The organism is Pseudomonas sp. B34(2017), assembly GCF_002112915.1.
GTDB classification, from domain to species: Bacteria; Pseudomonadota; Gammaproteobacteria; order Pseudomonadales; family Pseudomonadaceae; genus Aquipseudomonas; species Aquipseudomonas pharyngis.
The window spans coordinates 423,461-449,524 of record NZ_NEJA01000004.1 but is presented as its reverse complement, the minus strand read 5'-3'; the positions used below and the strand labels follow the sequence as shown (position 1 = coordinate 449,524).

Here is a 26,064-nt window from a genome sequence, read left to right as displayed (position 1 = left end):
AAATACTACAATATGTGTTTTGCCGGCCGCAGGCGTCCACGTATGGTGCCGCACATGGATAAATGGATTGAGTTGGTCAAGGCCAAAATGAGTGAACTCAACGTCACTCAAGTCGAACTCGGCGAGCGCGTCGGCATGTCGCAGGGCGGTATCGGCCATTGGCTGAACAAGCGCCGCGAGCCCGGCATCACGCAGATGAACCGCGTGCTGAAAGCGCTGGGCATGGAGTATCTCGAGGTCGCGGTGGTGATTCGTGAACCGCAGATCGATGCGGACGACGAAATGCCCCTGGCGCAGAAGTACAACCCTTACTTTCGCTATCCGGTCAGCGAGTGGAATGCGCCGGTCGAGGCCCGCGAGAGCCAGCCAGCGTATTCGAGTGCCAAGGACAAGCGACGTTTCGAACTGACGGATTACCACGCCCGTGGCCCGGCGTTCTGGCTGACGGTGACGGGTAACGCGATGACCGCACCGACCGGGCAGAGCATTGGCGAAGGGATGATGATCCTGGTGGATCCGGCGCTGGAAGCCGAGCCCGGCAAACTGGTGATCGCCCAGTGGCCGGACAGCGACGAGGCGATTTTCCGCAAACTGATCGAAGAGGGCGGCCAGCGTTACCTGGTGCCGCTCAATCCGACCTGGCCGAAAGCCTTGTTGACCGACGAGTGCCGAATCATCGGTGTCGTGGTTCAGGCAACGGCCAAATACTAGTCAGATCGATCCTCGCCAGGCGTAGGATCGATCCACCTTTCAAGCTTCCTCCAACTCGACCAGCGCGCTGCCTTCGCTGACCATTTCGCCTTCCTGGCAATACAGCGCCTTGATCACCCCGGCATGGGGCGCGCGGATGCTGTGCTCCATCTTCATCGCCTCGAGCACCACCAATTGCGCACCGGCTTCAACCGCTTGCCCGGCCTCCACCAGCACCCGCACGATGCTGCCGTTCATCGGCGCCGTCAGACCGCCCTGATGGCTGTGACTGGCTTCGACGGCGCTGATCGGGTCGTACGTTTCAACGCATCGCAACTCGCCGTCCCATTGCAGAAACAGCACCTCTCCACGACGAATCGCCCGCAGCTGCCGACGCAGCCCTTCGTGCTCGAGCACCAGTTGCTCGCCGATCAGTTTTGCACTGCCGCCAGCGCCGAGCGTCAACGCCCGGTCCTGCCCCTCGCAACTCAAATGCAGAGTGATTTCCCGTGGCAACCCAGCGCGCAAACCGCTGGGAAGCGCCCAAGGCGAAGCCGGATCATCCGCCCGAGCCATCCCCGGCAGGCTCTGTGCAAAAGCCTGCGCCGCCGCCTCCCAGAACTCATCGCTCAGCGCAGCAGGCGCTGGCAGCAACTGTTCCTGATAGCGCGGAATAAACCCGGTATCCAGCTCGGCCGCCGCGAACGCCGGATGACCGATGATCCGCCGCAGGAAGTTGATGTTGGTCTTCAACCCGCCAATCGCGAACTCATCGAGCATGCTCAGCAGCCGCAAACGCGCCTGTTCACGATCCTCGCCCCAGGCAATCAGCTTGCCGAGCATCGGATCGTAGAACGGCGAAATCTCGTCGCCTTCCTCAACGCCGCTGTCCACACGGCGCCCCGGCCCTGCGGCGGATTCGCGATACAGATCCAGACGCCCGGTTGCCGGCAGGAAGTCATTCGACGGATCTTCCGCATACAACCGAACCTCAATCGCATGCCCGTTGAGCGGCACCTGATCCTGGGTGATCGGCAGTGCTTCGCCGCGAGCAACGCGAATCTGCCAGGCCACCAGATCGAGCCCGGTGATGGCTTCGGTGACCGGGTGTTCGACCTGCAGCCGCGTGTTCATCTCCATGAAGAAGAACTCGCCGCGAGCATCCAGCAAAAACTCCACTGTGCCAGCGCCGACGTAACCGATGGCCTGCGCCGAACGCACAGCCGCTTCGCCCATCGCACGGCGCAGCTCCGGACTCAGCCCCGGTGCCGGCGCCTCTTCGACGACCTTCTGGTGCCGGCGCTGGATCGAGCAGTCGCGCTCATTCAAATACAGGCAGTTGCCATGCTGATCGGCGAACACCTGAATTTCTACGTGCCGCGGCTTGAGCAGATATTTCTCCACCAGCATCCGCGAGTCGCCGAACGACGACTGCGCTTCACGCTGTGCGGAGGCCAGCGCTTCAGCCAGTTGACTGACGTCCTCGACGACCTTCATGCCTTTACCGCCACCGCCAGCGGTGGCCTTGAGCAGCACCGGATAGCCGATGCGCTCGCAAGCATCGCGGAAGGTGTCCAGATCCTGAGCTTCGCCGTGATAACCCGGCACCAGCGGCACGCCGGCAGTTTCCATCAACGCTTTTGCGGCGGATTTGCTGCCCATCGCGTCGATGGCCGAGGCGGGTGGGCCGAGGAAGATCAGGCCGGCCGCTTCGATGGCGCGAGCAAACCCGGCGTTCTCCGACAGAAAGCCATAACCCGGATGAATCGCCTGAGCGCCGCTGGCCTTGGCCGCCGCGATCAGTTTGTCGATTTGCAGGTAGCTGTCAGCCGCTTTGCTGCCGCCCAGATCCACACGGATATCCGCTTCACGGCTGTGCCGCGCTTCGCGGTCGGTGGCGCTGTGCACGGCGACGGTGGTCATGCCCAGCGCCTTGGCGGTACGCATGACCCGGCAAGCGATTTCGCCACGGTTGGCCACCAGCAGGGTGGTGAGAACAGGTGCGCTCATCAACGCGGCTCCTTGGTGGTGGTTGCGGCTTGCCAGCTCGGCGCACGTTTCTGCAGAAAGGCTCGTAGACCTTCCTGGCCTTCCGGGCTGACACGGATGCGCGCGATGGCGTTTTCGGTGTAGCGGCGCAGGGCCGGCGTCAGCGCGCCGTTGCCGACCTCACGCAGCAGATCCTTGCTGGCGCGCATGGCGGCGGGGCTGTTGAGCAGGAGGTTGTCGATCCATTGTTCGACTTTCTGTTCAAGCTCGGTTGCCGGATAGCTTTCGGACAGCAATCCAATCTCACGCGCCCGTTGGCCGCCAAAACGCTCGGCCGTCAGCGCATAACGCCGCGCCGCGCGCTCGCCGATGGCTTGCACCACAAACGGACTGATCACCGCCGGCGCCAGGCCAATGCGCACTTCCGACAGGCAGAACTGCGCGTCATCGGCGCCAATCGCCATATCGCAGCAACTGATCAGACCCAGCGCGCCGCCGAACGCCGCGCCTTGCACCACGGCCACGGTCGGGATTTTCAGTTTGGCGAGGTTGTACATCAGCTCCGCCAGTTCCCGGGCGTCGTCGAGGTTGGTGTGGTAATCGAGTTCGGCCGATTGCTGCATCCAGGCCAGATCCGCGCCGGCACTGAAGTGTTTGCCGCGTCCGCGCACCAGCAGGAAACGCAGGCTGGCGTCGCTGGCGACCTTGTCCAGCGCCAGGATCAGTTCGCGGATCATCTCGGCGTTGAACGCGTTGTTCTTTTCTTCGCGGCTCAGCCACAGGGTCGCGAAACCCCGTGGATCGCTCTGCAATTCGAGGGTGTTGAAGTCGCTCATGAGGTTCTCCCGATCACATCCGGAACACGCCGAAGCGGCTCGGTTCGATAGGCGCGTTCAACGACGCGGACAAGGCCAGGGCCAGTACATCGCGGGTCTGCGCCGGGTCGATGACGCCGTCGTCCCACAGCCGTGCGCTGGAGTAGTAGGGGTGACCCTGTTCTTCGTACTGGTCGAGAATCGGTTGCTTGATCTCGGCTTCCTGCTCAGCACTGAACGCCTGGCCGCTGCGTTCGGCCTGTTCGCGCTTGACCTGAACCAGCACGCCGGCTGCCTGTTCGGCACCCATTACGCCGATCCGCGCGTTCGGCCACATCCACAGGAAACGCGGATCGTAGGCCCGCCCGCACATGCCGTAGTTACCGGCACCGAAGCTGCCGCCGATGATCACGGTGAATTTCGGCACCTTGGCGCACGCCACAGCGGTTACCAGTTTGGCGCCATGCTTGGCGATGCCGCCGGCCTCGTATTTCTGGCCGACCATGAAGCCGGTAATGTTCTGCAGGAACAGCAACGGAATGCCGCGCTGGCAGGCCAGTTCGATGAAGTGCGCGCCTTTTTGCGCGGCTTCGGCGAACAGGATGCCGTTGTTGGCGAGGATCGCGATCGGGTAGCCGTGCAGATGGGCGAAGCCGCACACCAGCGTCGTCCCGAACAGCGCTTTGAATTCATCGAACACCGAACCGTCGACCAGTCGCGCAATCACTTCGCGCACATCGAACGGCTGCTTGGCGTCCGCCGAAACCACGCCGTACAACTCGTCGCTGGCGTACAGCGGTGCAATCGGCGCGCGCTGCTGCACTTCGCCGAGCTTGCGCCAGTTGAGGTTGGCGACGCTGCGGCGGGCGAGGGCGAGGGCGTGCTCGTCGCTTTCGGCGTAGTGGTCGGCGACCCCGGAAGTCTTGCAATGCACATCGGCCCCGCCGAGGTCTTCGGCGCTGACCACTTCACCGGTTGCGGCTTTCACCAGCGGCGGGCCGGCGAGGAAAATCGTCGCCTGATTGCGCACCATGATCGCTTCGTCGGCCATCGCCGGTACGTAAGCGCCGCCTGCGGTGCAGGAGCCCATGACTACGGCAATCTGCGGAATGCCCATGGCGCTCATGTTGGCCTGGTTGAAGAAGATCCGCCCGAAGTGTTCGCGATCCGGGAACACTTCGTCCTGACGCGGCAGGTTGGCGCCGCCCGAGTCCACCAGATAAATGCACGGCAAGCGGTTTTGCTGGGCGATGGTCTGGGCGCGCAGGTGTTTCTTTACGGTCAGCGGGTAGTACGAACCACCTTTCACCGTCGCGTCGTTGGCGACGATCATGCATTCGACGCCTTCCACGCGACCGATCCCGGCAATCACGCCAGCGGCCGGCACGTCTTCGCCATACACGGCGTGAGCGGCCAACTGGCTGATTTCCAGAAACGGCGAGCCCGGATCGAGCAAGCGGTTGATCCGCTCACGCGGCAGCAGTTTGCCGCGCGAGGTGTGACGTTCCTGAGCTTTCGCGCCGCCGCCCTGGGCCACTTGGGCAAGGAGGGTGTGCAGGGCGTCGACCTGTTCGAGCATCGCCGCGCTGTTGGCGGCGAACTCCGCTGAACGGGGGTTGAGCTGGGTATGCAGGATAGCCATGGACAGCTCCGTTTTAGCGGGTTTCGTTGAACAGTTCGCGACCGATCAGCATGCGACGGATCTCACTGGTGCCGGCGCCGATTTCGTACAGCTTGGCGTCACGCAGCAGACGACCGGCCGGGAATTCGTTGATGTAACCGTTACCGCCGAGAATCTGGATCGCATCAAGGGCCATTTGCGTGGCGCGTTCGGCGGTGTAGAGGATCACGCCGGCGGCGTCCTTGCGCGTGGTTTCGTTGCGCTCGCAGGCCTGGGCCACGGCGTAAAGGTACGCGCGGCTGGCGTTGAGCTGGGTGTACATGTCGGCAACTTTGCCCTGGATCAGCTGGAATTCGCCGATGCTCTGGCCGAACTGCTTGCGGTCATGGATGTATGGAACGATCAGGTCCATGCACGACTGCATGATCCCGGTCGGGCCGCCGGACAGCACGACGCGTTCGTAATCGAGGCCGCTCATCAGCACTTTCACACCGCCGTTGAGCACGCCGAGGATGTTTTCTTCTGGTACTTCGACGTCATCGAAGAACAGCTCGCAGGTGTTGGAGCCGCGCATGCCGAGTTTGTCGAACTTGTTGCTGCGGCTGAAGCCTTTCCAGTCACGTTCGACGATGAACGCGGTGATGCCGTGCGGGCCCTTTTCCAGGTCGGTCTTGGCGTAGATGACGTAAGTGTTGGCGTCGGGACCGTTGGTGATCCAGGTCTTGCTGCCGTTGAGCACGAAACGGTCGCCGCGTTTATCGGCGCGCAGTTTCATCGAGACCACGTCGGAACCGGCGTTCGGCTCGCTCATCGCCAGAGCGCCAACATGTTCGCCGCTGATCAGCTTCGGCAGGTATTTGGCTTTCTGTTCGTGGTTGCCGTTGCGGTTGATCTGGTTCACGCAGAGGTTGGAGTGGGCGCCGTAGGACAACGCCACCGAAGCCGATCCACGGCTGATTTCTTCCATCGCCACCACGTGCGCCAGGTAACCCAGACCAGCGCCGCCGTACTCTTCCGGCACGGTGATGCCGAGCAGGCCCATATCGCCAAACTTGCGCCACAGATCGGCCGGGAACAGGTTGTCGCTGTCGATCTGCGCGGCGCGGGGGGCGATCTCCTTGGCGACAAAGGACTGAACCTGATCGCGCAACATGTCGATGGTTTCGCCGAGGGCAAAGTTCAGGGATGGGTAGCTCATGGGTCACCTTTTGGCTTTTTTGTAGGGTGGGGAGAAGGGCGTTTCAGTTCTCACCTTTACGTTAACGTAAGCCTGTGACGAATGGCTGTCAATCACCCTTTACGTTAACGTCAACTTGAGCGAGAGTAGGGCCAGTTCTGAATGGTCGGAGCTGCCGTGGCTCCGTTCCAACACCCACTAATAAAGACAATAGGGGTCGTCATGGATCAACCCAGTGCAAACCCGCAGCGCAGCTATACCCGTGGTTCCCAGGACAAAGCCTTGCTGGCGATGACCATCGGGCAGAAGTTCGACGAGACCGTCGCGCAGTACCCGGACGGCGAGGCGCTGGTGGTGCGCCATCAGCAGCAGCGTTACACCTGGCGGCAACTGGCCGACGCGGTAGACGCGCATGCCAGAGCGCTGCTGGCGTTGGGTTTGCAGACCGGTGACCGGCTCGGCATCTGGGCACCGAATTGCGCGCAGTGGTGTATCACGCAGTTCGCCACCGCGAAGATCGGCGTGATCCTGGTCAACATCAACCCGGCCTACCGCAGCTCCGAACTCGAATACGTGCTCAAGCAATCCGGTTGCCAATGGCTGGTCTGCGCGGGGGCATTCAAGAGCTCCAACTATCACGGCATGTTGCAAGGCTTGCTGCCGGAACTGGCCGAGCAATCCATCGGCGAACTGCGCAGCGAGCGCCTGCCGGAGCTGCGCGGCTTGATCAGCCTCGATCCGCAGCCGCCTTCGGGTTTTCTTCCGTGGTCGCAACTGGCAGATCTGGCCGCCAGTGTCTCGCCAGCACAATTGCATGAACGCAGCGACAGTCTGCACTTCGATCAACCGGTCAACATCCAGTACACCTCCGGCACCACCGGTTTCCCCAAGGGCGCGACCCTCAGTCACTACAACATCCTCAACAACGGTTACATGGTCGGCGAAAGCCTCGGCCTGACCGCCGCCGATCGCCTGGTGATCCCGGTGCCGCTGTATCACTGCTTCGGCATGGTCATGGGCAACCTGGGCTGCATCACCCACGGCAGCACGATGATTTATCCCAACGATGCCTTCGATCCGCTGCTGACCCTGAGCACCGTCGCCGAAGAAAAAGCCACCGCGCTGTACGGCGTGCCGACCATGTTCATCGCCATGCTCGATCAACCGCAGCGCGCCGAGTTCGACCTGTCGACCCTGCGCACCGGGATCATGGCTGGCGCCACCTGCCCAATCGAAGTGATGCGCCGGGTCATCAACGAAATGCACATGAGCGAAGTGCAAATCGCCTACGGCATGACCGAAACCAGCCCCGTGTCCCTGCAGACCGGCCCATCCGACGAGCTGGAACTGCGCGTCACCACCGTCGGCCGCACCCAGCCGCAACTCGAAAGCAAAATCATCGACGAGGCCGGCAATCCGGTGCCGCGCGGCACCATCGGCGAGCTGTGCACCCGTGGCTACAGCGTGATGCTCGGCTACTGGAACAACCCGAATGCCACCGCCGAAGCCATCGACGCGGCAGGCTGGATGCACACCGGCGACCTGGCGAGCATGAACGACGAGGGTTACGTGTGCATCGCCGGGCGTAACAAGGACATGATCATCCGTGGCGGTGAGAACATTTATCCGCGCGAACTGGAAGAATTCTTCTTCACCCATCCAGCGGTGGCGGATGTGCAGGTGATCGGCATTCCCTGCTCGCGTTACGGCGAAGAAATCGTCGCCTGGATCAAATTCCATCCCGGCCACAGCGCCACCGAACAAGAACTGCAAGCGTGGTGCAAGGAGCGCATCGCTCACTTCAAGACACCGCGTTACTTCAAGTTTGTGGAGGAGTTTCCGATGACGGTGACGGGCAAGATCCAGAAATTCCGGATGCGCGAGATCAGTATCGAGGAGTTACGTAGCAACGAGGGCTGACGATTAGAGCTTTCGAAGCCAGGGCGCGGACCCTGGCTTCGAAAGCGGCGCTTATTACTTTACCTCTACATTTTCCAACGCTTGATTCACCGCCAACTCACCCAGCATCACCACTTGCGCAATACCCAACAGGGTCTTGCGGTTCGGCCCCTCCAGCAGGCCGGCAAACTCACCGAGCATGACCGTGGCTGACGCGAGGGATTCGCAGGCATTGGCCAGCAAGGATTCCGTGTCGGTTTGCGGGTTGACCATGAACATGTCGTTTGGAGTGTAAGGCGTGGCCATGATCCGGGCTGCCGGTGTCAGGTAATAGTCGAGGGCGCGTTCGGCTGCGTCGTGGAGTTTTCTTGAATCAGGAAATTCGTAGGGGGACACCGGATCTTCTAACGGTGGAATGACGGTCTTGGACATCAGCTGGAACTCCGGAAAGAGTCGCTTGAGGATTTTTATAGACGGCTGCCAGGCAGTGAGGGGACAAGCCCCTCAACGAGGCGGCAACTACCGCGCGATGTGATGGTTATCCAGCACACGATTGACCAGCAGCTCACTCAGCATGATGACCTGCTGCAGTATCTGCATCGCCTTGCGCTGCGACGGATCGACGGTGTTGCCAATATCCCGGGCCATGTCACTGGCCGACGACAGCGTTTCGCACGCTTCGACCAGCAGCGTTTCGTCATCCATTGTTGGATTGACCAGATAGATCTTGCCGGGCTTGCGCGATGGCTTGGACGTCTTCTGCGCCCCAGGATCGAGGTAATGATTGATCGCCCGCTCGGTGGCCGTTTTTATGTTTTCGGCTTCGAGTGCGGCGTCGTAGGGGATTGAATCGGTTTCTGGCGGGTTTGGTGTGGCTTTGAACATACGTGCAACTCCTATCGCAGATCTCAAGGAGCCATCACCCACGCTACCAAACGATGGGTGGCGGCCATACGCGGGTTGGTAGACCGGCTGCAATAGGAACCCGGCGCTCACGAATGAGCCCCACGCATGACCACCATAAAACAGAGCCCCCCAAAAGGGCCTGCATACGGTGTTGCCATACAGCTATTACAGACGGGCTACCAAACCCGATCACTGTTTTTCAGTGACAGGGAAACGATATAGCCCACCCCATAGCCGCGTAAGCCGGCGGATTCTGGCGTACGCGTAGGCAACGACGCAAGGTGCTGTAGCCCTTATGGCGTAACGGTTCGTGTACTTTAAACGCGCATGCGGCGTCGTGTTTACACACAGCAAAAGCCGTGAACCCACCGTGTTTTTGTTGGGATTACTTGTATGTGGGGCTGGATGTTGAGGCACGGCATCAATTGCCTTATTGAGATCATGCCGAGTAAGCGCTTGCAGGAAGATCGAGATGGGGGGGAGTTCCGTCGCGGACAATTTCAGAACGCCAGACAGCACAAAGGGGAGCCGAAGCTCCCCTTTAATTTTGTCGTCGCGTGCTCTTTTTTATTATTGAGGGGCGGTCTGTTGTTGTTTTTGGCAACCGTGGCCCTTTACCGCTGTTTTTGGCGACCCCCATCCGGGGTCAAGAGCAAACGTATTTTTTTGAGCGCTGATCTGCTTTCTCGTCTAGCGATCCAACCGATTCGGGAGCTACCTGAAGGTAGTTTTATTGTTCTCTGCCCGGTTGCGGGTCATTCCGAGGAATACCCTGAAAAGCACACCTTCTCCAAAAAAATCTGTTAGCTGCGTCTCTGTCGTGTTGTTTTTGTTATGTCAGAGTCGGTACGTCTTATTTTTATTGGTTTGCTGCTTTTTATTCTTGTTATGCCATAGAGATAGCAGAAGCCGTGCCAACTTTTCAAAACCCTTGTAAATCAAGGGATTGAGATTTTTGAAGGATTTTTCCTTCAGGCAAAACCAGACAATTTGTTTCCGTGTTACTCGCTTGTGCCCACGTTTCGCGCTCGGCGGTAACACCATCCCCTCACTGTGCGCTACGAGCCTTGGCCACACGCGAACCGGTCGGGCGACCCAGCACCGCACTGATCTGCTGGCCGGCGGCAATCAAGGCGTCGAGGTCGGTACCGGTCTCGATGCCCAGGCCATTGAGCAGGTACACCACGTCTTCGGTGGCGACGTTACCGCTGGCGCCTTTGGCGTACGGGCAGCCGCCGAGGCCGGCGATAGAGCTGTCGAACACCGCGATGCCTTCCAGCAGGCTGGCGTAGATGTTGGCCATGGCCTGGCCGTAGGTGTCGTGGAAGTGGCCGGCGAGTTTCTCTCGCGGCACTTGCTTCGACACTACTTCGAACAGCCGGCGGGTCGCGCCCGCGGTGCCGGTACCGATGGTGTCACCCAGCGATACTTCGTAGCAGCCCATCGCGTACAGCTCGCGGGCGACCATGGCCACTTGTTCCGGGGCGACCTCGCCTTCATAAGGACAGCCAAGCACGCAGGACACGTAACCGCGCACGGTAACGCCGTGCTGTTTCGCCGACTCCATGATCGGCGCGAACCGCGCCAGGCTTTCGCTGATCGAGCAGTTGATGTTGCGTTGCGAGAACGCTTCGGACGCGGCGGCAAACACCGCGACTTCCTTGACCCCGGCCGCCAGCGCATCTTCAAAACCGCGCAGGTTCGGCGCCAGTGCGCCGTAGGTCACGCCGGGCTTGCGCTGGATCTGCGCGAATACATCAGCGGAACCGGCCATCTGCGGCACCCACTTGGGCGAGACGAAACTGCCGACTTCTATATAGCCGAGGCCGGCGGCGCTCAGCGCGTCGACCAGTTGCACCTTGTCGGCGACGCTGATGGGCTGGGCTTCGTTCTGCAGGCCGTCACGCGGGCCGACTTCGATCAGGCGTACTTGGGAGGGGAGGGACATGGCGTTGACCTGTTGTAGTTGTCGGGAGGCTACTGCGCGACTTGCTGACTCTTGAGCGTCTGCTCCAGCGCCTGCACGCAGCGTTCTTCGGCGGTGTCGAGCTCCAGCTTCATCTGTTCGATGTCCAGCAACTGCTGCTCGAGCTGTTCCCGGCGCTCGCTGATTTTCGCCAGCATGCTGTTGAGTTGTTTGGTGTTACCGCTGGAGGGGTCGTAGAGCTCGATCAGCTCGCGGCACTCGGCCAGGGAGAAACCGATGCGCTTGCCCCGCAGGATCAGTTTCAGGCTGACCTTGTCGCGCGGCGAATAGATGCGTTCCTGGCCTCGGCGCTCGGGGCTGAGCAGGCCTTGTTCTTCATAGAAGCGGATCGCCCGGGTGGTGATGTCCAGCTCGCGGGCGAGGTCGGAAATGCTGTAGGTCTGGCTGCTCATGAAAGCGCTCGAAGAAGGGTCTTGGCGCTAAGCTAATGGCAGGTTGACGTTTACGTCAAGTAGCGGGCGTCTGCAGCTTGTCGAGCTTCTTCTCGTGCGCTGTCACTTGCTGGCACAGCTCGATCATCTGCTCGCGCATCCAGCGGTTGGCCGGGTCCTGATCGGTGCTTTCGTGCCAGTACAAATGGGTTTCCACCGGCGGCACATCGTTGACCGGCAGATTGAACGCATGCAGGTCATGGCGCCGGGCGAACCGCTCCGGCACGGTCATGACCATATCGGTCTGCTGCAACACCTGGGACGCCATCAGGTAATGCTGCGAGCGCAGGGCAATCTTGCGCTGAATGCCCATTTTGCCCAGCGCCAGATCGACATGGCCCAGGCCACTGCGGCGGCTGGAAATATGAATGTGGGTCAGGGACAGGTAATCGTCGAGGGTGAATTTTTCCTTGGTCGCCAGCGGATGGCCCTTGCGCATGGCGCAGACGTAACGGTCTTCCATCAGCTTGACGTGGCGTACTTGCGGGTCGGTGTTGAGCGGCGCATCCACGGCAAAGTCGAGACGCCCGGCCGCCAGTTCCTTGGTGGTTTCCCGGCGCTTGGACAGGAAACTTTCGATGATCACCGTCGGCGCCAGACGACGCAGGCGCTGGAACAGTGGCGGCAGAATCACCGCTTCGGTCAGGTCGGTCATGCTGATGCGATAGGTCTTGACCGCTTGCGAGGGGTTGAAGATGCGGCTTTCCTGAACCGAAACCCGTAACAGCGACAGCGCGTTGCGCACCGGGCCAATGATGTTCTGCGCCATGGGCGTCGGCACCATGCCCTGGGCCGTACGTACGAAGAGCGGGTCGTTGAAGGTCTCGCGCAACCGCGCCAAGGCGTTGGACACCGCCGGCTGGGTAATGCCGACAATCTGCCCGGCGCGGGTCAGGTTGGCTTCGGTGTAGATCGCGTCGAAGACGATGAAAAGGTTGAGGTCGACCTTGCTCAGATTCATTACGCGGCTCTCTTGTTATAGGTGCTTGTTATAGGTGAATGGCGCGGGTCAGGGCGGCCAGGAAAATCAACCAATCATATATCGGTGATGAATGTTTATACACGCCGAGAATAGGCTAGGTAAATTATCAGCGCTGTTCTAGCATCGATTGCATGACTTAAACAACCTGCCGAAAAAAGGTAATTGCTCATGGATTTCGCTTATTCGCCCAAGGTGCAAGAACTGCGTGAGCGCGTGACCGCGTTCATGGACACTTACGTTTACCCGGCCGAAGCCGTGTTCGAGCGTCAGGTCGCCGAGGGCGATCGCTGGCAGCCGACGGCGATCATGGAAGAACTCAAGGCCAAGGCAAAGGCCGAGGGACTATGGAATTTGTTTCTGCCTGAGTCGGAACTGGGCGCTGGCCTGACCAACCTCGAATACGCGCCATTGGCGGAAATCATGGGCCGTTCGTTGCTCGGTCCCGAGCCGTTCAACTGCTCCGCCCCCGACACCGGCAACATGGAAGTGCTGGTGCGTTACGCCAACGAAGAGCAGAAACAGCGCTGGCTCGAACCGCTGCTGCGCGGCGAGATTCGCTCGGCGTTCGCCATGACCGAGCCGGACGTCGCGTCCTCCGACGCCACCAACATGGCCGCCCGTGCCGTGCGTGATGGCGACGAGTGGGTCATCAACGGCAAAAAATGGTGGACCTCCGGCGCCTGCGATCCGCGCTGCAAGATCCTGATCTTCATGGGCCTGAGTAACCCCGACGCCCCGCGTCACGCTCAGCACTCGATGATCCTGGTACCCGTCGACACTCCCGGCGTGAAGATCCTCCGTCCGCTGCCGGTGTTCGGTTACGACGACGCGCCCCACGGCCACGCCGAAGTGCTGTTCGACAACGTGCGAGTGCCGTACGAAAACGTCCTGCTCGGTGAAGGACGCGGCTTCGAAATTGCTCAAGGTCGTCTCGGCCCGGGCCGGATTCACCACTGCATGCGTTCGATCGGCATGGCCGAGCGCGCACTGGAACTGATGTGCAAACGTTCGGTAAGCCGCACCGCGTTCGGCAAGCCGCTGGCGCGTCTGGGCGGTAACGTCGACAAGATCGCCGACTCGCGGATGGAAATCGACATGGCACGCCTGCTGACCCTGAAAGCGGCGTACATGATGGACACCGTGGGTAACAAAGTCGCCAAGAGCGAAATTGCACAGATCAAAGTCGTGGCACCGAACGTCGCGTTGCGGGTGATCGACCGGGCGATTCAGATCCATGGCGGGGCCGGGGTGTCGAACGACTTCCCGCTGGCCTACATGTACGCCATGCAACGCACCCTGCGCCTGGCCGACGGCCCGGACGAGGTGCACCGTGCGGCGATCGGCAAGTTCGAGATCGGCAAGTATGTGCCGAAGGAAATGCTGCGTAGCGAGCGCTGATTACAGACATTCCGCGTCAGTCCTGATCGTTCCCACGCTCTGCGTGGTAACGCAGCCATGGACGCTCTGCGTCCACTGTGACGCGGAGCGTCACGGTATGCATTCCCACGCAGAGCGTGGGAACGATCACCGGCCTGACGCCTCGCCGTGGGAACGATCAGTGGTTCGACGCTCAGTAAACCCAAACCTCAACCCGCCGATTCTTGATCCGGCCTTCATCCCCATTGTTGGTCGCCACCGGCATCAGCGCGCCAAACCCGCGCACCTCGCGTAGCACTACGCCGTTCTTCACCAACTCCCGCCGTACCGCCATCGCCCGCAGCTTCGACAGCAAATCCGCCCGCGCCGGGTCGTCCTTGGCGTCGCCGAATCCCACCAGTGTTACCGCGCGGTCGGTCTTGTCGTGGTGCTTTATATAGTCGAACACCCGGGCCAGATCCTGACGGGCCTTGTTGTCGAGGCTGGCGCTGCCTTCTTCGAAACGGAAGTTCACGGTCAGACGCTGGGCGTGGCGGCTGAGGGATTGATAACCCTCGGGCATCAGCGCATTCGGCGTAACGGCGATGGCCTGCACGGTCTGGGCGATAAAACCGTTGGCCGCGACAATCGCCTGGCCCCGACGGCTTTGCGCAAACTCCACCAAGGCATTCGCCCAGGGATTGTTGCTGTCCGGCGGCAGATAGAAGAACAGCCGCCGCGACAGCGGATAGTCTTCGGTGGCGATCAGGCTGGCGAGTGGCAGCATCGCCTGGGATTGCCCGTCGACAATCGCCACGGCCTTGGCCTGACGCACATAGGGCAGGCCGATGAAACCGATGGCCTGAGGATCGGCACTGACCGCGTCGGACAATTGTTCGCTGGATTCAAACCGTTTCGCGGCATTGCTCAGGGATTTCCCACGACGGCTGAGGACAAGTTCCTTGAAGGTGTCGTAGGTGCCGGACTGATCATCCCGCGCATATAAATGAATCGTCCCCCCCTTGCCGCCGACGTCTTCCCACGTCTTCGCCTCGCCGCTGAAGATTCGCGCCAGTTGTTCGGTGTTCAATTGATTCAGCGGATTGTCGGGATGAAGGATGATCGCCAGGCCATCGATGGCAATGACTTGCTCGGCGTCGGGACTTTTCAGATCGCCCCGGGCTTGCAGGTTCAGCAGTTCGCTGTCCTTGATCGGGCGCGAAGAGGCGGCCAGATCGGCGCTGGCGTTCTTGAGTGCAGTGAAACCGGTGCTCGAGCCGTGGGCAGCGATTTCCACCACGACCCTCTGGCCCTGGGCCGTCAGGCCGACGACTCGTTGTTCGTTGGCGGTGTCCGGGGTTTCGCTGTGGACTTTCAACAGCCCCTGGTCTTGCAACAGGCCTTCCACCAGCGCCGGGCCGAGCGCCGCGCCAATGGTGTTGGAACCCTGGATGCGCAATGCCGGGCCGCTCTCGGGAATGGGCAACGCCGCAACCGCAACCTTCAGCCAGGCGCTCAGAAGAAAAACGAACAGAACACGCAGGGTCATGCCGGCACCGATTGCAGCCAAGGGGATTGCCGGGGAGATTAAGTCAAAGACGTTTCTGAAAGATGACAGGACAGAAGATCACCACCGCTGGCTGTGATCTTCTGCTTTCAAGCGAATCAGCTCAATTCCAGCCAGATCGGCGCATGGTCCGAAGGCTTTTCCATCCCGCGCAGTTCATAGTCGACGCCGGCGGCTTTCACCCGTGGCAGCAAACCGTGGGACGCCAGAATCACATCGATGCGCAGGCCCCGTTTCGGCTCGTCTTCAAACCCGCGGCTGCGGTAGTCGAACCAGCTGAACGTGTCGGTCACGTCCGGGTTCAGGTGACGGAAACTGTCGGTCAGGCCCCAGTTTTTCAGGCGGGCCATCCACTCGCGCTCTTCCGGCAGGAAGCTGCATTTGCCGGTTTTCAGCCAGCGTTTCATGTTGTCCGGGCCGATGCCGATGTCGCTGTCTTCCGGAGAGATGTTGACGTCGCCCATCACCACCAGCGGCTGCTCGTTGTGGAACTGGCTCTCCAGCAGGGCTTGCAGGTCGCTGTAGAAACGCTGTTTGGCCGGGAATTTGGTCGGGTGGTCGCGGCTTTCACCCTGTGGGAAATAGCCGTTCATGATCGTCACCGGCACGCCGTTGGCGTCGGCGAATGTGCCCCAGATAAAGCGCCGCTGCGCGTCTTCTTCATCGGTGGCGAAGCCTTTGTGTACGGCAATCGGTTCCTGGCGCGAGAGCAGGGCGACGCCGTAATGGCCTTTCTGGCCGTGGAAATACACGTGATAACCCAGGGCCCGCACTTCTTCCAGCGGGAACTGGTCGTCGTGGACCTTGGTTTCCTGCAGGCCAATGACGTCCGGCTGATGCTTTTCGATCAGCGCCGCCAGCTGATGCGGACGGGCCCGCAGTCCGTTGATGTTGAAGGAAACGATCTTCATGGTCGGCAGTCCTGGCAAAAGGGCGATGCTAGCTGACATGTAGGATCTGGGCCAGCGTGGCGGTAGTCCATATGCGCTGCTAATGTTTTTCGGGTGTGGGAACGATCCCTTCAGCCCAAGGCTCGTATAACAAGAACGGGGCCTCTTGAGTCCCGTCCAGGGAGAATCACCGTCATGCCTGAAACCCAAACCGCCATCGCCGACATTCATATGCTCGACCGCGGCTATTCCCGTGAAGCGCGATCCCTTCTTTATCAGGCTTATCGCCACGAGCCGACCTTCGCTTATCTGTTCGAAGCAGAGCGTCCGGGTTACGAGCAACGGGTGCGCGCCACGGTACGGGAGCTGGTCAAACAGCATTTCCTTCAGGATCTGCCGGCCATCGGCTTGCTGGTCAACGACCGCTTGATCGGTATCGCCCTGATCGCGCCGCCGCAACGGCGCCTGGGTGTTACCGAGAGTTGGGCCTGGCGTTTGCGTATGGTGCTGAGCACCGGTTTTCGCTGCACCCGGCGTTATCTGGAATATCACGCCGCCGTTGAGGCCTGCGTGCCGACCGACTCGGTGCACATGCTGCCGCTGCTCGGCGTGCATCCACAATTTCAGGGCAAGCATTTCGGCGAGCAACTGCTGCAAGCGGTGCACAACTGGTGCGCGGTGGACGAAAGCTCCCAAGGCGTGATCCTCGACACCGGCAACCCGCGTTACCTGGAGTTCTACAAGCGTCAGGGTTACGAGGAAATCGGCGAAGTGGCCGTCGGCCCGGTGCGCGAGCACGTGTTTTTCCACGCCAACCCGCAGGTGTTACAAACAGCAACGGGATGACCATCGAACTTTTTCGGAAATTTCCTGTTCTATCACGCTCCCAAGCCCGTGATAGCATCCGCGCCTATGAAGTTTCCAGGAAGATTTACCAGTGGCGTGCTCATGCTGTTAACCAGCTGCGCGGCGCTGGCGCAAAGTGAATTGGATGTGCGGATCAAACCGTCCAACGATGAACTGAAAGCCAATATAGAAGGCTATATCGGCAGTCTCGGCGATCGTGACGAAGAAGCCTTGCAGCGCTTCAGTCGCGGCGCCGAAGAACAGGCGCGCAAGGCGGCCCAGGCCTTGGGTTATTACCAGCCGCAGATCGAAAGTGACGTCAAGGGCGGTGAAAAACCGCGTCTGGTGCTGAACATCGATCCCGGCGAGCCGATTCGCCTGCGCAACGTGACCGTGCGTGTTGACGGTCCGGCGGCCTCTCTCAAATCCTTTCGAGTCCCCAAGAGTGACGTGCTCAAGCCCGGCGCGGTGCTCAACCATGGGCGTTACGAAGACGCCAAGCGCCTGATTCAGAACCAGGCCTCGCGTTATGGCTTCTTCAGTGGCCGTTTCACCAGCCAGAAATTGATGGTCGATCCACGCGCCGGGGTCGCCGATGTCGAACTGATCTACGAAAGCGGCCCGCGTTATGCGCTGGGCAAGGTCAGCTTCGAAGGCGACACCCCGTTCGACGAAGACCTGCTACAACGCATGGTGCCGTTCAAGGCCGGCGAGCCGTATGACTCCGAGCTGATCGCCGAACTCAACCGCGACCTGCAATCGAGCGGCTACTTCGAAGGCGTGCGGGTCGACGCCGCGCCGACCGCCGCGAAAAACGGCGTGATCCCGGTGGACGTCAAACTCGACACCCGCAAGCCGCGCACCATGGGCCTGGGGCTGGGTTATTCCACCGACGTCGGCCCGCGCATCAAGGCCAACTGGACCCGCCACTGGGTCAACCCGCAGGGCGACAGTTATGGCTGGGAGGCCGAACTATCGGCGCCACGGCAGAACGTCGGTCTGTTCTACGACATCCCGCTGGACCCGCCGCTGACCGACAAACTGCGCTGGGCCGGCGGTTATCAATACGAGGACATCGACGGTTCCGACACCTTGAGCAAGCTGCTGACTTTCGGCCCGGAATGGCACAGCAAATTGCCCAGCGGCTGGCAGCGAGTGATCTCGCTGAAATGGCAGCGCGAGGAATACCAGCTCGGCGACGACTCCGGTCTGAGCACCTTGCTGATGCCCGGCGTCAGCTATTCCTACCTCAAGAGTGACAACCGCATCGACCCGCACAACGGCTATCGCCTGACCTTCGAAAGCAAAGTGGCGAAAGAAGGCCTCGGTTCGGACAACAACCTGCTTTATGGCACGGCGCTGATCAAGGGCCTGACCACCGTATTCGACAAGCATCGCTTGCTCGGCCGGGTGCAGGTCGGCGGCAGCGCCACCAACGGCTACAAATCGGTGCCGCCGTCGCTGCGCTTCTTCGCCGGTGGCGATCAGAGCGTGCGCGGTTACGACTATCAGAGCCTGTCCCCGGAGAACTCCGAGGGCGACCGCATCGGCGGGCGCTACATGGTGGCCGGCAGCGTCGAATACCAATACTCGATTGCCGAGAAGTGGCGCGTGGCGACCTTCGTCGATCAGGGCAACTCCTTCAACAAACTCGAACTGCCGAACCTCAAGACCGGGGTCGGTATCGGTGTGCGCTGGGTCTCGCCGGTGGGGCCGATCCGCCTCGACCTGGCCCACGCGCTGGACGACGATGGCGGCATCCGGCTGCACTTTTCCATGGGGCCTGAGCTGTGAAGCGTGGTTTGAAAATATCGGCGCTGACGCTGTTGTCGCTGGTGCTGCTGATCGTATTGAGCATCACCGCTGTGCTCGGAACGCAGGCGGGCAGCCGTTGGGTGCTGGGCCTGGTGCCGGGCCTGAGCGTCGACAACTTTCAGGGTCGCCTCGGCGGGCAGTGGAGCGCCGATCATCTGTTGTGGCAGCAGGACAGCAGCCGCGTCGAACTGGACAAGCCGATCTTCGAATGGTCGCCGCTGTGCCTGACGCGCATGACGTTGTGCATCGAACAGCTCAAGGCCGATACCGTCAGCCTGCAATTTCCGCCGAGCGAAGAAGTCACCGAAAGCGGCCCAATCAAACTTCCTGATCTGCAATTGCCCGTGGCCATTGAGCTGGGCGACGTGCAGGTCGGCAGCCTGTTGTTCAACGGCAGCGAAGAATTGAAAGGCCTGCAACTGGCGGCGCACTGGACGGCCAAAGGCATGCAGATCGACAGCGTGAAACTGCAACGCGACGAGTTGAGCCTGAACCTCTCCGGCCTGCTACAACCGACCGGCAACTGGCCGCTGAACATCACCGGTGATCTGACCTTGCCGTCGCCGGCGCCCGAGCCGTGGACGCTGGCGCTGAAAATCGACGGCGACCTGCTAAAAAACCTCAACCTTAACGCCGACAGCCGTGGCTACCTCGACGGCCAGTTGAGCGGCGAACTGCAACCGTTGGCGGAAAACCTGCCGGCCAAAGTGCGGATCACCTCGGAGGCGTTCAAGCCGAGTGCGGATCTGCCGGACACGCTGCAATTCAATCAACTGCTATTGACCGGCGAAGGCGACCTGAAAAACGGTTACCAATTGCTCGGCAATGCGACGCTGCCTGCCGATAAAGGCCCGGTAGCGCTGTTGCTCAAAGGCAAGGTCGACGCCAACGGTGCACAGATTGCCGGCCTCGATCTGACGGCCAACGACAAGCAAAGCCTCAAGCTCACTGGCAATGTCGACTGGAGCAAAGGCCTCAGCGCCCAGGCCAATATCAACTGGCTGGATTTCCCCTGGCACCGGCTCTATCCGGAAATCGACGAGCCGCAGGTCACGTTGCGTACCTTCACCGGCGAAGTCTCCTACACCGACGGTCAGTACCTCGGTAACTTCGCCGCCGCTGCAGATGGTCCGGCGGGGGCGTTCAGCCTGAGCAGTCCGTTCAGTGGCAATCTCAAGCAGATCTTCCTGCCGCAACTGAAACTCGAAGCCGGGCAGGGCAAGGCCGAAGGCCATGTGAACGTGCAGTTCGCCGATGGCATCGCCTGGGACACCGCGCTGGAGCTGTCGGCGCTCAACCCGGCGTATTGGGTTGCGGAGCTGCCGGGCACCCTGGCCGGCCCATTGAAAAGCAAAGGCGAAATGAAAAACGAGCGCCTGAGCCTGAATGCCGACCTCGATCTGAAAGGCAAACTGCGCGGCCAACCGGCGATCCTGCAAGCCAAGGCCGACGGCGCGGGCGAGCAGTGGAATCTGAATGCCCTGCAAATTCGCCTCGGCGACAACAGCATCAACGGCAAGGGCAGCCTGCAACAGAAGCTCACCGGGCAGATCGACATCAAACTGGCGCGTCTGGCCCAGCTCTGGCCGCAACTGCGCGGGCAGATCAACGGTCGGGTCGATGTCGCCGGCACGCTCAAGGCGCCGCAAGGCAAGCTCGGCCTGCAAGGTTCGCAACTGGCGTTCCAGGACAATCGCCTGCAAAGCCTTAACCTCGATGCCACCCTCGACAGCGCGCAACGGGCGAAAATCGACCTCAAGGGCAGCGGGATTCAGGCCGGCGACACGTCGCTGGGCACCCTGACCGCCAGCGCTCAGGGCGATATCAAAAGCCAGAAACTCAACCTCGACCTGCTCGGGCCGAAGCTGAAACTGGCGCTGGGCCTGGACGGCAATCTGGACAAGGGCAACTGGCGCGGGCGTCTGGCCAGCGGTGACATTCAGGCCGGCGGTCAGGACTGGAAACTGCAAAACCCGGCGAAACTCGAGCGTCTGGCCGACGGCAAGATCAACTTTGGCGCCCATTGCTGGATGTCCGGCAATGCCAGCCTGTGCGGTGAAGATCAGCGCCTGATGCCGGAGCCGAAGCTGCGTTATCACCTCAAGCAATTCCCGATCGAAAGCCTGGCGCAGTGGCTGCCGAAGGATTTCGCCTGGCAGGGCAAGCTCAACGCCGACCTGCAACTGGACCTGCCGGCCAGCGGCCCGAACGGCCAGATCAGCATCGATGCCAGCGGCGGCACCTTGCGCATGCGCGAGAAGGATCAGTGGGTCGACTTCCCGTACCAGACCCTCAAGCTCACCAGCAAACTCACGCCCAAGCGCATCGACACTGATCTCAATTTCGCCGGCGGCAAGCTTGGCGAGTTGATGGTGCAGGCGCAGATCAATCCGCTGCCGGCGAGCAAACCGCTCAGCGGTTCGTTCCGCCTCAGCGGGCTTGATCTGTCGGTGGCGCGGCCGTTTGTGCCGATGGTCGAGAAACTCACCGGGCGCCTGAGCGGCAGCGGCACGATTTCCGGTGGCCTGCTCGCGCCGCTGGTCAACGGCACCGTGCAGCTCAGCGACGGCGAAGTGTCCGGGCCGGAGTTGCCGATCGAGCTGCAAGCGTTGCAACTGCAAGCGGTGATCGCCGGTGAGGCCGTGCAATTGAATGGCGGCTGGAAAAGCGGCAAGAGCGGGCAGGGCAGTCTGAACGGCAACATCGCCTGGGGTCAGGCGTTGGTGGTGGATCTGGCGCTCAAGGGCACGCAATTGCCGGTGACGGTCGAGCCCTACGCGAAACTGGAAGTAGCGCCGGACCTGAAGATTTCCATGGCCGGCGATGAGCTGGCGATTGCCGGCAAAGTGCTGGTACCGAAAGGCGAAATCACCGTGCGCGAACTGCCGCCATCGACGGTGAAAGTCTCCGATGACACGATCATCGTCGGCGCGCAGACCGAGGAGGGCAAACCGCCGCTGGCGATGAAAATGGACATCGATGTGGTGGTCGGCCAGGACAAGTTGAGTTTCGCCGGGTTCGGCCTGACCGCTAACCTGCAAGGCCAGGCGCACATCGGCGACAACATGGACACCCGTGGCGAACTGTGGCTCAACGACGGACGTTACCGCGCCTACGGTCAGCGCCTGACGGTGCGTCGCGCGCGTCTGCTGTTTGCCGGCCCGATCGATCAGCCATATCTGGACATCGAAGCGATTCGCCAGACCGATGATGTGATCGCAGGCATCCGCCTGAGCGGCAGCGCCGAGCAGCCGACGACACAGATCTTCTCGGAACCGGCCATGAGCCAGGAACAGGCGCTGTCTTATCTGGTGCTGGGGCGTCCGCTGAGCACCACCGGCGAAGACAACAACATGCTCGCGCAGGCCGCGCTCGGTCTGGGCCTGATGGGCAGTTCCGGGGTCACCAGCAGTCTGGCCAGCGACCTGGGCATTCAGGACTTCCAGCTCGACACCCAGGGCAGCGGCAACACCACCAGCGTGGTGGCCAGCGGCAACATCTCGGAAAAACTCAGCCTGCGCTATGGCGTCGGCGTGTTCGAGCCGGCCAACACCATCGCCTTGCGTTACAAACTGAGCAAAAAGGTTTACCTCGAAGCCGCCAGCGGCGTGGCCAGTTCGCTGGACATCTTCTACAAGCGGGATTTCTAGCCCGCTTTCCCTCTCCTCCTGATCGTTCCCACGCTCCGCGTGGGAATGCAGCCCGGGACGCTCCGCGTCCCATTCAACGGCGGATGCAGAGCGTCCCTTTATGCATTCCCACGCAGACGGTTCGACGCCTCGACGTGGGAACGATCTTGCGCGGTCAGTTATCGGCTAATTACAAAGCAACCTAACTATTACGTTGACATTCGCTGCCTAGGCAGTAACATCTTGACATACATTCACTGCCTAGGCAGTTATTAGGTGAGCACATGAAGCATTTCACCCCAGACGAATTCCAGCATTGCCATCTCGGCCTGTTGCTCGGCCGTGCCGCTTTACTCAAGGACAAGATCATCGACACCCACATGGAACCCCACGGCATCACCGCCGCGCAGTTCAAGGTGTTGATCATCATGGCCCAGTTCGGCGTCGACACCCCGGCCGAGCTGTGCCGGCACCTGTCGCTGGACAGCGGTTCGATGACCCGCATGCTCGATCGTCTGGAGCAGAAAGGTTTCCTGGTTCGCCAACGCAGCGAAGGCGATCGCCGTCAGGTGCAACTCAAGCTCACCGAGCAGGGCCAGCAACTGGCCGATCGCCTGCCGCACATCGGCGCCGACGCCATGAATGAACTGGCCGGCGCCGTGACCCCGGACGAGTTGAAAACCCTGGAATACATCCTCAAGAAAATTTTGCTGGCAGCCGGTGACCCGATCACCATCCAGCGGTTAGGTGAACACAATGAGCGGTAAAACCTTGCGCAGCAGCCTGACACTGGTGCTGTCGGCGATGATCCTCGCCGGTTGCGCCAACTACAGTGGCCTCGATACCCAGGGCGCGAGCCTCGATGCGAAAACCCTGCAGACCGGACAATCGCTCAACGGCGTCACCCTGTCCCAGGCCGCGTGGCCGAAGAGCGACTGGTGGACCAGCCTCGGCGATCCGCAGCTCGACGGCCTGATCCGCGAAGCCCTGAAAGACAGCCCGGACATGCAGATCGCCGACGCCCGTGCCCATCAGGCCAGCGCCGCCGCGTATGCCGCCGATGCCGAGCGTTATCCGACCCTCGACGCCAGCGCCGGCATCAGCCGCTCGCGTCTGGCCCGGGATCAGGATCCATTGGGGCAGGGTGGGGCTTACTCCACCGTGCGCAACATCAGCGCCGGCTTCAATTACAACTTCGACCTGTGGGGCGGTCAGCGTGACGCCTGGGAAGCTGCACTCGGTCAGGCCCGCGCCGCCGAAGTCGACCGTCAGGCTGCGCAACTGACCCTGGCTGCCGATGTGGCCCGGGCCTACAGCGATCTGGGTCAGGCGCACATCGTTTATGACCTGGCCAACGAAGATTTGAAGCGCACCAAACAGATGCTCGACCTGAGCCAGCGTCGTTTGAGCTCGGGGATCGACAGCCAGTACCAGTTCCAGCAGACCCAAAGTCTGGAAGCCAGCTCCGAAGCCAGCCTGATCGACGCCGAAAAACGCCTGAACAGCGCAAAAATCGCCCTGGCCGTGCTGCTCGGCAAAGGCCCGGATCGCGGCAACGAAATCGCTCGGCCGAAAGTCCTGCAAGCCAGCGCTGTCGCACTGCCATCGATGCTGCCGGCCGAACTGCTGGGCCGTCGCCCGGATCTGGTCGCGGCGCGCTGGCGTGTCGAGGCGGCAAGCAAGGACATCGATTCGGCCAAGACCCGCTTCTACCCCAACCTGAACCTGTCGGCTTCGGCCGGTGCCGAATCCTTGTTGGGGGACGCGATGTTCGGTTCCGCCAGTCGCTTCTTCAACATTGCCCCGACGATTTCGGTGCCGATCTTCGATGGCGGACGTCTGCGCGCCAACCTCGATGCCCGCGACGCCGATTACGACCTCGCCGTGGCGCAGTACAACAAAAGCCTGGTGAAAGCCCTGGGCGATGTCAGCGACACGATCAACCAGTTGCGTGACATCGGCCGGCAGATCGGCGCCCAGCAGCACGCGACCGAGATTGCCCAGGATTCTTACAACACCGTCGTCCAGCGTTACGGTTCCGGCATCGGCAACTACCTGGACGTGCTCAGCATCGAGCAGCAATTGCTGCAGGCCCAGCGTCAGCTGGCCAACCTGAATGCCGAGCAGATCGACCTGTCGATTCAACTGATGCAAGCGCTGGGCGGCGGCTTCCAGGGGCAAACCCTGACCGCAGCCAACGCCACCCCAGCCACGCCGCACAACTAATTCAAGGTACTTGTCATGGCCACTGCCGAAAACACACAAGCTCAAGACAACGCCCAGGACACTGGCAATCCGCGCAAACGCAAGGTGATGCTGCTGGTGCTGGCCGTTGTGGTTGCCCTCGCCGGTGCCGGCGTCTGGGCGTATCACGAATTCATCGGGCGCTGGAGCGAAAGCACCGACGACGCCTACGTCAACGGCAACGTGGTGGAAATCACCCCGCTGGTGACCGGCACCGTGGTCAGCATCGGTGCCGACGATGGCGATCTGGTGCATGAAGGCCAGGTGCTGATCAACTTCGACCCGAACGACGCCGAAGTCGGTCTGCAAAGTGCCAAGGCCAATCTGGCCCGCACCGTGCGTCAGGTGCGCGGCCTGTACAGTAACGTCGACGGCATGAAGGCCCAGGTCAATGCGCAACAGGCCGAAGTGCAGAAAGCCCAGGACAACTTCAACCGTCGTAAGAACCTCGCTGCTGGCGGGGCGATTTCTCAAGAAGAACTGTCCCACGCTCGCGACGATCTGACCTCGGCGCAAAACGCCCTGGCCAACGCCAGGCAGCAGCTGAAAACCACCAGCGCGCTGGTCGATGACACCGTGGTGTCGTCGCATCCCGACGTGATGGCCGCCGCTGCGCAACTGCGCCAGGCCTACCTGACCAACGCGCGCAGCACCTTGATTGCGCCGGTCACCGGTTATGTCGCCAAACGCACCGTGCAACTCGGTCAGCGTGTGCAGCCGGGCACTGCGCTGATGGCGGTGATTCCACTGGATCAGCTGTGGATCGACGCCAACTTCAAGGAAACTCAGCTGCGTGACATGCGCATCGGCCAACCGGTGGAGATCGAGTCGGACATCTACGGCAGCGACGTCAAGTTCAGCGGCACCATCGACAGCCTCGGCGCGGGCACCGGCAGCGCGTTCGCCCTGTTGCCGGCGCAGAACGCCACCGGTAACTGGATCAAGATCGTGCAGCGTGTGCCGGTACGGATTCACGTCAACGCCGAAGAGCTGGCCAAGCACCCGCTGCGCGTCGGTCTGTCGACCAATGTCGAGGTCAACCTGCACGACCAGAGCGGTCCGGTACTGGCCCAGCAGCCGCCGCAAAAGGCCTCGTTCAGCACCAACGTCTACGACCGCCAACTGGCCGAAGCCGACGCGATGATCACCCAGTTGATCCACGACAACAGCGCGGCGGTCAGCAAGACTGCGCAACGCTGATCCCATCCTGTGGGAGCGAG

At 61.4% G+C, this 26,064-nt stretch carries 20 protein-coding genes; 9 read left to right on the top strand and 11 right to left on the bottom strand.

All coding sequences use genetic code 11. The features are described from left to right. The first annotated feature begins 54 nt into the window (after window positions 1–54). The gene (locus tag CAF80_RS15480; protein WP_039767691.1) at window positions 55–711 is read left to right on the top strand and encodes a LexA family transcriptional regulator; all 657 of its coding nucleotides are present in this window, start codon (window positions 55–57) and stop codon (window positions 709–711) included. A gap of 39 nt (window positions 712–750) precedes the next feature. On the opposite strand, the gene CAF80_RS15475 is transcribed toward CAF80_RS15480, so the two are convergent. The 4 genes from CAF80_RS15475 to CAF80_RS15460 are packed head-to-tail and all read right to left on the bottom strand — an operon-like array spanning window position 751 to window position 6,313. Next, window positions 751–2,700, bottom strand: coding sequence for an acetyl/propionyl/methylcrotonyl-CoA carboxylase subunit alpha (locus CAF80_RS15475; RefSeq protein ID WP_085667515.1), 1,950 nt, complete (start codon window positions 2,698–2,700; stop codon window positions 751–753). Continuing rightward, window positions 2,700–3,515: a gamma-carboxygeranoyl-CoA hydratase gene (locus CAF80_RS15470; RefSeq protein WP_085612692.1), complete on the bottom strand. Its 816-nt coding sequence runs from the start codon at window positions 3,513–3,515 to the stop codon at window positions 2,700–2,702. Before CAF80_RS15470 ends, CAF80_RS15475 begins: the two co-directional genes overlap by 1 nt. Window positions 3,516–3,528: 13 nt before the next feature. Continuing rightward, complete coding sequence (locus CAF80_RS15465) at window positions 3,529–5,136, bottom strand: carboxyl transferase domain-containing protein (protein WP_085667516.1); 1,608 nt, start codon at window positions 5,134–5,136, stop codon at window positions 3,529–3,531. A gap of 13 nt (window positions 5,137–5,149) precedes the next feature. Then, window positions 5,150–6,313, bottom strand: coding sequence for an isovaleryl-CoA dehydrogenase (locus tag CAF80_RS15460; protein ID WP_039767508.1), 1,164 nt, complete (start codon window positions 6,311–6,313; stop codon window positions 5,150–5,152). Window positions 6,314–6,514: 201 nt separating this feature from the next. Between CAF80_RS15460 and CAF80_RS15455 the strand changes: the two genes are divergently transcribed. Further along, window positions 6,515–8,212 carry an AMP-binding protein gene (locus CAF80_RS15455; protein WP_085667517.1) on the top strand — a complete coding sequence of 566 codons (1,698 nt, stop codon included), beginning with the start codon at window positions 6,515–6,517 and terminating at the stop codon, window positions 8,210–8,212. A 54-nt stretch (window positions 8,213–8,266) separates the two neighbouring features. Here the strand turns inward: CAF80_RS15455 and CAF80_RS15450 are convergent, their stop codons facing one another. From CAF80_RS15450 to CAF80_RS15425, 5 genes are all read right to left on the bottom strand, one after another. Then, entirely contained in the window at window positions 8,267–8,623 is a 357-nt protein-coding gene (locus CAF80_RS15450; RefSeq protein ID WP_074689004.1) for a DUF6124 family protein, read from the bottom strand. A gap of 87 nt (window positions 8,624–8,710) precedes the next feature. Next, a complete protein-coding gene (locus tag CAF80_RS15445; RefSeq protein WP_074689002.1) occupies window positions 8,711–9,076 on the bottom strand; it encodes a DUF6124 family protein in 366 nt (121 codons plus the stop codon). Window positions 9,077–10,145: 1,069 nt separating this feature from the next. Further along, complete coding sequence (locus CAF80_RS15435) at window positions 10,146–11,045, bottom strand: hydroxymethylglutaryl-CoA lyase (RefSeq protein ID WP_085667518.1); 900 nt, start codon at window positions 11,043–11,045, stop codon at window positions 10,146–10,148. A 29-nt stretch (window positions 11,046–11,074) separates the two neighbouring features. After that, window positions 11,075–11,476, bottom strand: coding sequence for a MerR family DNA-binding transcriptional regulator (locus CAF80_RS15430; RefSeq protein ID WP_007951507.1), 402 nt, complete (start codon window positions 11,474–11,476; stop codon window positions 11,075–11,077). 55 nt (window positions 11,477–11,531) lie between these two features. Further along, the gene (locus CAF80_RS15425; RefSeq protein WP_064380747.1) at window positions 11,532–12,476 is read right to left on the bottom strand and encodes a LysR family transcriptional regulator; all 945 of its coding nucleotides are present in this window, start codon (window positions 12,474–12,476) and stop codon (window positions 11,532–11,534) included. Between the two features lie 189 nt (window positions 12,477–12,665). Between CAF80_RS15425 and CAF80_RS15420 the strand changes: the two genes are divergently transcribed. Continuing rightward, window positions 12,666–13,895 (top strand): acyl-CoA dehydrogenase, encoded by a 1,230-nt coding sequence (locus CAF80_RS15420; protein ID WP_074688994.1) that lies wholly within the window; start codon window positions 12,666–12,668, stop codon window positions 13,893–13,895. Between the two features lie 172 nt (window positions 13,896–14,067). Here the strand turns inward: CAF80_RS15420 and CAF80_RS15410 are convergent, their stop codons facing one another. Together CAF80_RS15410 and xthA are read right to left on the bottom strand one after the other, a co-directional pair. Then, on the bottom strand, window positions 14,068–15,402 hold the full coding sequence (locus CAF80_RS15410; RefSeq protein WP_085667616.1) for a substrate-binding domain-containing protein: 1,335 nt from the start codon (window positions 15,400–15,402) through the stop codon (window positions 14,068–14,070). Window positions 15,403–15,518: 116 nt separating this feature from the next. Then, a complete protein-coding gene (xthA, locus tag CAF80_RS15405; RefSeq protein ID WP_085667520.1) occupies window positions 15,519–16,331 on the bottom strand; it encodes an exodeoxyribonuclease III in 813 nt (270 codons plus the stop codon). A 174-nt stretch (window positions 16,332–16,505) separates the two neighbouring features. On the opposite strand from xthA, the gene CAF80_RS15400 reads away from it, so the two are divergent. The 6 genes from CAF80_RS15400 to CAF80_RS15375 all read left to right on the top strand — a co-directional run bounded on the left by CAF80_RS15400 (window position 16,506) and on the right by CAF80_RS15375 (window position 26,044). After that, a complete protein-coding gene (locus tag CAF80_RS15400) occupies window positions 16,506–17,156 on the top strand; it encodes an N-acetyltransferase (RefSeq protein ID WP_007951503.1) in 651 nt (216 codons plus the stop codon). Window positions 17,157–17,222: 66 nt separating this feature from the next. Further along, entirely contained in the window at window positions 17,223–18,950 is a 1,728-nt protein-coding gene (locus tag CAF80_RS15395; protein ID WP_085667521.1) for an autotransporter assembly complex family protein, read from the top strand. Further along, window positions 18,947–22,621, top strand: a complete 3,675-nt coding sequence (locus tag CAF80_RS15390; protein ID WP_085667522.1) for a translocation/assembly module TamB domain-containing protein — start codon at window positions 18,947–18,949, stop codon at window positions 22,619–22,621. Before CAF80_RS15395 ends, CAF80_RS15390 begins: the two co-directional genes overlap by 4 nt. Window positions 22,622–22,884: 263 nt before the next feature. Then, on the top strand, window positions 22,885–23,367 hold the full coding sequence (locus tag CAF80_RS15385; protein ID WP_011334990.1) for a MarR family winged helix-turn-helix transcriptional regulator: 483 nt from the start codon (window positions 22,885–22,887) through the stop codon (window positions 23,365–23,367). Next, window positions 23,357–24,826 carry an efflux transporter outer membrane subunit gene (locus tag CAF80_RS15380; RefSeq protein ID WP_085667523.1) on the top strand — a complete coding sequence of 490 codons (1,470 nt, stop codon included), beginning with the start codon at window positions 23,357–23,359 and terminating at the stop codon, window positions 24,824–24,826. The genes CAF80_RS15385 and CAF80_RS15380 overlap by 11 nt, the downstream gene beginning before the upstream one ends. 15 nt (window positions 24,827–24,841) lie before the next feature. Further along, the gene (locus CAF80_RS15375; RefSeq protein WP_039767481.1) at window positions 24,842–26,044 is read left to right on the top strand and encodes an efflux RND transporter periplasmic adaptor subunit; all 1,203 of its coding nucleotides are present in this window, start codon (window positions 24,842–24,844) and stop codon (window positions 26,042–26,044) included. Window positions 26,045–26,064: the final 20 nt, after the last annotated feature.